Origin of the sequence: Polynucleobacter sp. 31A-FELB, from assembly GCF_018882405.1 — a bacterium.
In the GTDB taxonomy this organism is placed as follows: domain Bacteria; phylum Pseudomonadota; class Gammaproteobacteria; order Burkholderiales; family Burkholderiaceae; genus Polynucleobacter.
The window spans coordinates 1-8,925 of sequence record NZ_JACVOO010000028.1; the positions used below are offsets into that span (position 1 = coordinate 1).

Below are 8,925 nucleotides of genomic sequence, written 5' to 3' on the forward strand. Positions count from 1 at the left end.
CATATTTATTAACCCAGGCATACAGGCTATGGGGTGAGGTGCCCAGCCTAGCAGCCACATCTCGAACACCAAAACCCCGTTCAACTACCTGTTTGACTGCCTCTAACTTGAACTCTTCAGTAAACCGCCTTCTTGTACTCATGACACACCTCCTAATAGACTAAATATTAGGCTAGAAAGTGTCTATAGAAGTGGTAGCGATTCAGTCATTCCTGTTACCACCAGCTGTAAATGGAGTTTCTTCAAATCCGTACATCACAGTAAATGGTCAAACTAATCTGGGTAATTGGGTCTCTAACTTCATCCAAAACTCTGCACTTGGTGCGCCCCCTCCAGTAATGACTATGGCTAGCTACTCTGCTGGAAGTGACGCAGGCGCATTGCGTAGCATGATGGACTACCATGCTGATCAAGTACAGATGACTATTGTTCCAAAATCACTTTCTGGTGTAACTGTAAGCTCTCCTGACAATGTCGAGATTGTTTCAGGCAAGGGTGCAACTAAAAATAGCGGAAAGTCTTCATCTCCAAGTGGCGAACTATGCTCTTCCGACAGGGATGGCAATACAGTGTGTGAAGAAATCTAATCTTTTTATGATGCTAAAACTCTCTAGAAAAATTTCTATTGATGCTGTTTGCTTTATCTTGCTTGGGGCTCATTCACTCGCAACGATAGCTGCTGATACAAAAGAAAGCTTTGAGTTTGTTGCTACTGTCAATGGAGTCCCCATTACAAAAGGTCTGCTTGATCTCAATGTGAATCTGGCTATCGGGCAAGGACAAAAAGATAGCCCTCAATTGCGCGAGAGCATCAAGAATGAGTTGATCAGTCGAGAGCTCATTACTCAAGCGGCAACTAAAGAGGGCTTGGCTAAGGATATCGATCTCACTGATCAAATTACTCAGATAAAGCAGACGTTATTAGTCCAGGCTTATTTGGAGGCGCACTTTAAGCAGAATCCGATTTCTGATGCAATGCTTAAAGAGGAATACGAAAAACAAAAGCAAGCTTTAGGTGGCGGCACTAGTGTTAATCAATATAAGGTCAGTCAAATAGTGCTATCCACTGAATCTGCCGCCATTGCCGTATCGGGTCGCTTAGCGAGGGGCGATGATTTTTCAAAGGTGGCTCAAGAAGTATCCATTGATGACGCGACTAAAGCGCAGGGCGGTTCATTGGGTTGGGTTTCTCCAGGCCAATTATTGCCCGCCATATCCACAGTCATGACTAGTTTGAAAAAAGGTACGACTAGTAGCCCCATTCAGATACAGGGGGGGTGGGTCATCATTCGGGTGGAGGATAGTCGTTCTGCAAAGATTGCTAGCTTTGAAGCTTCAAAGCCGCAGTTAAGACAGGCCATCATTCAGCAGTATCTCAATCAGACCTTAAAGCGCTTAAGTGAGAGTGCAAAGATTGTGCGTTAAGCTAGATTCATGAGCATCAAACAATTTAACGCCACTTATTTAGCGCCTGATGACAGGCTATTATTTCGTTTTAATACTCTCGAAAATACTGAGTTTCGTTTCTGGTTTACTCGCCGAGTAGCCTTATTTATTTTGGCTGCGACCAAGCATCTCATTGTGAAAAACCTAGAGCAGACCCATTCGCCTGAAGCGGCAAAAGCGATTGCTGAGTTTAGTAAAGAGGTGATGCAGATAGATCCTAGTACCCAAGGAGTTTCTCAGGTAGACGCTTATCAGCCTGCAGCTAACTATCCCTTGGGGGCTGACCCACTTTTGGTCATGGATGCTAAATGTACTTTAGATAAGCAAGGCCTAGAGGATGCACTCTCACTAGACCTGGTGTTGCCGGGTGGAGCTAATATCAATGTCAAGATGGCAGGGCCAACGTTGCAAGCTATGTGTGCTTTACTTAATCAATTGCGTGAGCATGCAGCCTGGGGTGAAGTGCCTTCAGTTAGTGATGTAGCTATTCATGGAGCTGATAGCCTAAAAGATCGTACTGCTAAACCTTCGGTTCATTGACGGGTCTCTAGAATCCGTGAAAAAGTCTATCGATCGCAATCATCACGAGATGTTGCTGGCTCTTTAAGCTGCCGATTTCTTTTTTAAGAATTTTGCTTGGTACCGCTGCCATCTTTGGGGTTTCAAGTGCAAAGTCACTGCCCTTAATTGAGAAGATCGGCATGAGATCTTGAGGAAGCTGTACTTTTTTATAGAGACTAGCTTTTCTTAGGGGGATGACGATTCGGGTATCAAGGCCACTTAATAGGTCAGTTTGCACATCCAGTAGAAAAGGTGTGGTCTTGGCATGTTCCCCAATATTTTCATAAACGCTAAATCTCGCCATTAGAAAGTTCTCCAGCTATCCAATGGCAAACTTTCATCTTCAATAGTTTTGTTATAGCTGGCAATGAAGTCAGCATTCTCCAGCTTCCATAACCGCTCTTTTTCTTGTCGAACAAGAGATTCAAGGAATGCATCGCAAGCCTTTGAGATATTGATTCCTAATTTCTTGGCCTCAGCCAAAACCTCAGTATTTAAGGTGAGGTTAGTCGCCTTTTTTAAGACTTTGTCTTGAGTGCGGGTGGAGTCATGAATGATCATGAGCCAATTATATGCATAATTCATACGCAGTCAATATGCGCATAAATTATGTGGGTATTATTTCAGCTATCTAGAAAGGCAGTTTTGCTTCAGGCTTAGCAGCCAACAAGACCGCTTTAAATTCCGCCTGAATACGCTTAATCGCCTCTTCACTATCAGCTTCAAAACGCATCACCACCACTGGGGTGGTATTGGATGGTCTAGCCAAGCCAAAGCCATCGGCATATTCCACGCGCACACCATCAATCGTATTAATTGATTCTGATGTGGGGAACTTGGCATTAGCCTTGATAGTTTCAAGTAATGCAAAAGGCTCACCTTCAGCGCAAGCAAGTTGCAACTCTGGAGTGCAGATCGCATTAGGTAAGTTATTGAGGGTGTCGCTCGGATTCTTTTCTTTGCTGAGGATCTCCAGCAAGCGTGCACCCGTGTAAAGACCATCATCAAATCCAAACCAGCGATCCTTAAAGAAGATGTGACCACTCATCTCACCAGCGAGTGGGGCACCAGTTTCTTTGAGCTTGGCTTTGACTAAAGAATGACCGGTTTTCCACATAATGGGTTCGCCGCCATGTTCTTTTACATAGGTCGCTAGATTACGAGTGCACTTCACGTCATAAATAATCTGTCCACCCGGATTGCGGGAGAGCACATCTTTGGCAAACAGCATCATTTGACGGTCGGGGAAAATCACTTGACCATCTTTAGTAACAACACCCAAACGATCCGCATCGCCATCAAAGGCGAGACCTAATTCATTATCAGTGGTCTGCAGGTTCTTGATGAGATCTTGTAAGTTCTCAATATGAGCTGGGTCAGGATGGTGGTTTGGAAAATGACCATCAACCTCACAGAACAACTCCTGTACTTCACAGCCCAATACCCTGAATAATTTTCCTGCAAAGGCGCCACCAACACCATTACCGCAATCTACGGCTATCTTCATGGGGCGAGCCAACTTCACATCGCCAACGATGTAGTTAATGTACATCGGAAAAATATCAAAAGTGCTTCTTGTTCCTTGGCCGGTCGCAAACTGCTTAGCTTCAATCCGTTTACGCAAATCCTGAATCTGTTCACCATAAATAGCTGATGTACCCAAGACCATTTTGAAGCCGTTGTAGTTCGGGGGATTATGGCTGCCGGTAATCATGATGCCGGACTTTGGAGTCTTGCCATCAATGGTGTGATTGGCAGCAAAGTAGACCATCGGTGTTGCCACCATGCCCAAGTCAATCACATTAATGCCAGTAGAGAGCAGGCCATCTGTCAAAGCCTCAATCAAGCTAGGCCCAGATAAGCGGCCATCGCGACCGATGACGATATCGCTTTCACCAAGCTCACGCATCTCCGTACCAAATGCTTGACCAATCAGTTTGGCGATAGAGGGATCTAAGGTCTCATCAATAATGCCGCGGATGTCATAAGCTTTAAAAATTGAAGGGGATAGTTTCACTTTGATTCCTAGCGGTATTAATGAGCAATTTCGATGATTGAGTTGAGGCCTTCACAAGCCTCCTGAAAGAGGGCGGGTGGCAGGCTCTTCCATGGATGAGGTCTTGCGGAGCGCAGGCGCCAGTCAAAAGATTTTGGCTGATGTGTCAAGATAAAGACGGGCTCGCTACGACCAACAGAAAATTTGATTGCAAATGGATTGGTTTCATTGGACTTTGCGTGCGTCATGGGCAGTCCAATAACAAGGCCAGTTTTTTCATTAAATGCTTTAGGTGAGAGGACGAGCATGGGATGCTCATCTTTCATTTCTTTTCCCAATTGAGGGTTAAAGTTAATCCAAATCATGTCCCTACGCTCAGGAACCCAAGCCTTTAATTTTTCTGCCATTAAATAATTTCTTTCCCAATGGGTGTTGATGTCATTGCTTCGCCGCCATGTGTCTCTGGATCAAAGGCTTTTAGCTTTTGAGAGAGACTCAGTTTAGGCTTGCCAACCACCCTGAGTAAAACGCCATCCTTAACAACCTCAACTGAGATAGGGACTCCTTGGGAAAAATGGGCAGCCTTAGCCACTGGCGAGGTGATTCGAACACCAAGACCATTCCCCCATTCTTGAATGGTTTGCTCTACCTTTAATGCTGGAGCCATGTGCACCCCCTAGTTAAATGTTTATACAAGTTTAAACAATTTGCCTGGCAATGTCAATTTGATCAGACTTAGGTGGATTGGCACTCTATGAATTTAATAGATTAATGCGAGCAGCAGTAACAGCGTCAATATCTGCACTGGCAGCAATATCATGTTGATGGCTTGCTAAGGCTTTCTCAATCGGTTTAGCCAGCACTTTGCCGTATTCGACGCCAGGTTGGTCAAAGCTATTGATATTCCACAGCGCACCTAATGTGGCAGTGCGGTTCTCATACAAAGCGAGCAGGGCACCAAGATAAAAAGCGTTGAGCTTAGGCAGTAGCAAAAGATTGCTTGGACGCTTACCTGGATAGACATCATTCGGATTGCTGGCAGTCTTGCCATTTGCTAATGCTTGCGCTTGTGCCAAGCAATTGGAAAGCAGAATACGGTGATGCGCTACAGCCTCTGGCCTATCACTCATCGGCTCACGTACACCAATGAAATCAATCGGAATGATCTCGGTACCCTGATGAAAGAGCTGGAAGTAAGAGTGCTGTGCATTACTACCGGCGCTACCAAATACCACCGGCGAGGAATGTTTGACTGGCTTGCCATCACGATCCACGCTCTTACCGTTGCTTTCCATATCGAGCTGTTGCAACCACTTCGGAAACCAGTCCAATGCATCTGCATACGGAATGGCGGCATATGCTTTGATGTCATGTTTCTCTTGCTGATACAACAAAGAGAGTGCCATGATGACAGGCAGATTTTGTTCTAGAGGTGCATTCTTAAAATGCAAATCCATCGCTTCGGCTCCAGCTAAAAACTGCTTGAATGTCTCAAAGCCATATTGCAAAGCAATCGGTAGACCTACTGCAGACCAGACTGAGTAGCGACCACCAACCCAATCCCAAAAAGGGAAGATGTTGTCTTCGCTGACGCCAAAGCTTTTGGCAGCAGGGATATTGGCAGTCACAGCATATAAGGCATGCTCAATTTGACTATGCGTACAACCACTGTCCTTAAGCCAAGCAACAATGGCTTTGGTATTCATGGAAGTTTCAAGGGTGGTGAATGACTTCGAGACCACAATCACACGAGTACTGTGTGGCTGAGCGCGCGCCAAGATACGAGCAAGCTCAGCAGTATCAATATTGGCCAAGAAATGCATACGCATGCCACGGCTTTCAATGCCGGGAACATGGGCTAAGGCTTCAATAGCAAGGCGAGGACCAAAATCAGATCCGCCAATACCAATATGAATGACATCAGTTACGCCAACCCATTTATTGCATAAAGCTTCAATGCGATGCCACACCTCAGAGACTGCTGGCATGACATCTTTACCATCGATCAAAACGGGCGTTTTGCTGAGATTGCGGAGTGCAGAATGGAGGGCAGGGCGATCTTCGCTATTGTTGATGTGCTTGCCAGCAAACATATCCACAATGAATTGCTCTAATTGCGATTGACGTGCGCCGGTAAAGAGCTTTTTCCAACTGGCCGCATCAATTCCTTGATAGGCGGTGTCCAGCACCATATCGAGGGCTGAATGAATACTTTGGTTAGCTAATTGGGCTTGCACAGACATTGCTAGATTTTATCAACAAGGGCATCAAAATCCCCTTAAAACGCTGAAAATGTTACGATTTCAGCAATATAAAGGCTTTCGCTGAGGCAAAAGTCATTACAAAATTGAGACATATCTGAAATCAGGTCAGGAATAGCCGAATGGAGCAGGTTGATTGCGTAGTAGTGGGCGCTGGGGTCGTTGGTTTGGCGGTTGCTCGCGAGATGGCATTACAGGGTCGGGAAACTATTTTGCTAGAGCGCGAGGATTCCTTTGGAACCATTAGTAGTGCTCGCAATAGTGAAGTCATTCATGCGGGAATTTATTACCCAAAGGATTCATTAAAAGCCAAACTCTGTGTGGAGGGTAATCGCCTCCTTTATGAATACTGCCGCAGCCATCAAGTGAGTACACAAGCTTACGGCAAACTTATTGTGGCTAGTGATGCTAGTCAGCTAGATGATCTTCAAGCGATTTTGTATAAGGCGCAGAACAATCAGGTTCCGGATATCAAGATGATTTCTGGGGCGCAGGCCAAGGCTCTAGAGCCACAGTTGCAATGCGAGGCTGCAGTACTCTCAAGTTCAACGGGGGTTGTGGATAGCCATGGATTAATGCTGTCCCTACTGGGCGGTTTTGAAGATGCTGGCGGCATGGTTGCCTATCAATCTCCATTACTCAGCGCAAAGCCGATCAGCGCAAATGCTGAAGATGGTTTTGAGCTCACTATCGGTGGTGCTGATGGCATGACCATTCAGACGAAGTTGCTGATTAATTGCGCGGGGCTGAGTGCTCCAGCACTAGCTCAAAAAATTGAAGGCCTCTCAAAAGACTTGATACCTAAAGCTTACTTTGCTAAAGGTAACTATTTTTCCTTGTCTGGCAAATCTCCATTTAGCCATTTGATTTACCCAATTCCTGAGCCGGGTGGACTGGGCGTTCATCTGACTCTCGATATGGGTGGTCAGGCGAAGTTTGGTCCTGATGTGGAGTGGCTCGATATTGATGATGAAAGCCAGATTAACTACACGGTCGATCCTCAGCGGGGAGAGGGCTTTTATGCGGCAGTAAGACAGTACTGGCCAGAGCTCAAGGATGGCGCCCTACAGGCAGATTATTCCGGTGTCAGAGCCAAAATCGTCCCGCCAAACGCCCCGGCAGGAGACTTTTACTTTGAAGGGCCTTGGCAGCATCAGCTTCAAGGCCTATTTAACCTCTATGGCTTTGAGTCCCCAGGGCTCACCTCTTGTTTGGCGATTGCCCAGCATTTAGAGGCACAAATCAAAAGTTCTTTATAATCTAGGACTCAAATCGCAAGGAAGAGTGGCAGAGCGGTTGAATGCACCAGTCTTGAAAACTGGCGAGGATGAAAGTCCTCCGTGAGTTCGAATCTCACCTCTTCCGCCAATGATGTATATAGATAAAGCCCTAACGGGCTTTTTTTATTTCTGTGTAACATTATGTTGAACATTTTTTTCCAGTTGGCAGCGCTCATTCCGGGTTACGCACTTATTACTGCCTATTAATTCTCCATGAATCAGGTGCTGGGAGCTGTTTTAGCCCTTAAGTGGGGTAGTGGAAGGGACCAAGGCCTCACCAAGGGGTGGCTACCATTAGGTGGTACGTATAACCCGATCTAAATTTTTATGAACGTGTGTATGCGTATGTGTATGAAGGTGTGGGGCGACTTATCCTTTATTCCGGCATTTTGGATATTTGGTTTACACGCACTTCAATGCAGCGCAAGAAGTGAAATTATTTATCTAATTAAAATTCTGCGTATTGTCTCCCTGATAACTGCAGCTTCCTTGCTATCGTGATTGGGGTCATTAGCATCAAACCATCTGGATAGGAGGGAGCGAGACTCGTGCCTCTTGCATAAGGCATTGTCGGTGACAATTAACGCCTCAATAAATTGGTCTATGTAAGATTTATCAAATAAAAATATATCCCGAGAGGATGGCCATCTCGGATCGTTGCAAACATTAATGTTAAGTTGAGCTGCTTCACAAAATAAATATCCATAAATTGAATCAATAGACCATGTCACTGAAATTTTTTTACCTCCGGTAGCCTCTCGCCATGTAGCATCATCTATGTATTGCCCATGGCCAAGATGGACGCGACGAAGCTTTACATCCACATTGAGGCATCTTACATATAAGTGATCAGCTCGACCGATCAGCGCTAAGGAATCAGAGAAAAATATCTCATGCTTCTTTCCTTGTCTTAGATGTATCAACTCTTCATGGGTGAAAGGCCTAGCCCAGATTGTTGTAGTCATATACGTTCCTGAATTAAAAAATCAAAACCTTGCACATCAATAGCATCTAGCCACCTTTGACGCATTAACGACGATGCTTTCCCAGCGAGGGGGCGCCACCCTGAACGCTCCTTCCTTCCAATCTTGAGCTATCAGCTATCACTAGAGCTCTACTTATTTTTTCCTGCTGCTGGAGAGCCCAATCAAATGCTTTAAATAATTCAATTGCGCCTGCACCGAGGCCAAAAAACGGATCGCTTGTAGGTGGATTTTGTGGCTTATGGGAGCCTTGAATATAGGGAATCTCAACGTGACCTCCTCCCAATAAATTGGACACCCTAAATTAGAAAAAATCGGCGATATTATCCCTAAGGAGGGGTGCGCCATGAAGAGGTCAAAGTTCACAGAAGAGCAGATTGCTTTTGCATTGCATCAAG

Annotated in this window: 12 protein-coding genes and 1 tRNA gene; 5 read left to right on the forward strand and 8 right to left on the reverse strand. The window is 45.4% G+C overall.

Annotation, left to right across the window (positions count from 1 at the left end):
- On the reverse strand, window positions 1-142 hold a 142-nt coding region (locus tag ICN30_RS11215; protein ID WP_216275742.1), incomplete at its 3' end, for a transposase.
- Window positions 143-179: 37 nt separating this feature from the next.
- On the opposite strand from ICN30_RS11215, the gene ICN30_RS11220 reads away from it, so the two are divergent.
- The 3 genes from ICN30_RS11220 to ICN30_RS11230 are packed head-to-tail and all read left to right on the forward strand — an operon-like array spanning window position 180 to window position 1,986.
- Entirely contained in the window at window positions 180-587 is a 408-nt protein-coding gene (locus ICN30_RS11220) for a hypothetical protein (RefSeq protein WP_216275734.1), read from the forward strand.
- 7 nt (window positions 588-594) lie between these two features.
- A complete protein-coding gene (locus tag ICN30_RS11225) occupies window positions 595-1,425 on the forward strand; it encodes a peptidylprolyl isomerase (protein ID WP_216275736.1) in 831 nt (276 codons plus the stop codon).
- 9 nt (window positions 1,426-1,434) lie between these two features.
- Window positions 1,435-1,986, forward strand: coding sequence for a hypothetical protein (locus ICN30_RS11230; RefSeq protein ID WP_216275737.1), 552 nt, complete (start codon window positions 1,435-1,437; stop codon window positions 1,984-1,986).
- A 7-nt stretch (window positions 1,987-1,993) separates the two neighbouring features.
- On the opposite strand, the gene ICN30_RS11235 is transcribed toward ICN30_RS11230, so the two are convergent.
- The 6 genes from ICN30_RS11235 to pgi all read right to left on the reverse strand — a co-directional run bounded on the left by ICN30_RS11235 (window position 1,994) and on the right by pgi (window position 6,246).
- Window positions 1,994-2,311, reverse strand: a complete 318-nt coding sequence (locus ICN30_RS11235) for a CcdB family protein (protein ID WP_216275738.1) — start codon at window positions 2,309-2,311, stop codon at window positions 1,994-1,996.
- On the reverse strand, window positions 2,311-2,592 hold the full coding sequence (locus ICN30_RS11240) for a type II toxin-antitoxin system CcdA family antitoxin (RefSeq protein WP_255533232.1): 282 nt from the start codon (window positions 2,590-2,592) through the stop codon (window positions 2,311-2,313). Before ICN30_RS11240 ends, ICN30_RS11235 begins: the two co-directional genes overlap by 1 nt.
- Window positions 2,593-2,638: 46 nt before the next feature.
- Window positions 2,639-4,024 carry a phosphomannomutase/phosphoglucomutase gene (locus tag ICN30_RS11245; RefSeq protein WP_216275739.1) on the reverse strand — a complete coding sequence of 462 codons (1,386 nt, stop codon included), beginning with the start codon at window positions 4,022-4,024 and terminating at the stop codon, window positions 2,639-2,641.
- A gap of 17 nt (window positions 4,025-4,041) precedes the next feature.
- Window positions 4,042-4,410: a type II toxin-antitoxin system PemK/MazF family toxin gene (locus ICN30_RS11250; RefSeq protein WP_173960092.1), complete on the reverse strand. Its 369-nt coding sequence runs from the start codon at window positions 4,408-4,410 to the stop codon at window positions 4,042-4,044.
- Complete coding sequence (locus ICN30_RS11255) at window positions 4,410-4,670, reverse strand: PbsX family transcriptional regulator (protein ID WP_216229323.1); 261 nt, start codon at window positions 4,668-4,670, stop codon at window positions 4,410-4,412. Before ICN30_RS11255 ends, ICN30_RS11250 begins: the two co-directional genes overlap by 1 nt.
- Before the next feature lie 85 nt (window positions 4,671-4,755).
- Complete coding sequence (pgi, locus tag ICN30_RS11260) at window positions 4,756-6,246, reverse strand: glucose-6-phosphate isomerase (RefSeq protein ID WP_216275740.1); 1,491 nt, start codon at window positions 6,244-6,246, stop codon at window positions 4,756-4,758.
- 140 nt (window positions 6,247-6,386) lie between these two features.
- On the opposite strand from pgi, the gene ICN30_RS11265 reads away from it, so the two are divergent.
- Both ICN30_RS11265 and ICN30_RS11270 read left to right on the forward strand, forming a co-directional pair.
- On the forward strand, window positions 6,387-7,523 hold the full coding sequence (locus tag ICN30_RS11265) for an NAD(P)/FAD-dependent oxidoreductase (RefSeq protein ID WP_216229325.1): 1,137 nt from the start codon (window positions 6,387-6,389) through the stop codon (window positions 7,521-7,523).
- Window positions 7,524-7,542: 19 nt separating this feature from the next.
- A tRNA-Ser gene (locus ICN30_RS11270) sits at window positions 7,543-7,632 on the forward strand.
- Window positions 7,633-7,984: 352 nt separating this feature from the next.
- Here the strand turns inward: ICN30_RS11270 and ICN30_RS11275 are convergent.
- Window positions 7,985-8,509: a hypothetical protein gene (locus tag ICN30_RS11275; RefSeq protein WP_216275741.1), complete on the reverse strand. Its 525-nt coding sequence runs from the start codon at window positions 8,507-8,509 to the stop codon at window positions 7,985-7,987.
- Window positions 8,510-8,925 lie beyond the last annotated feature (416 nt).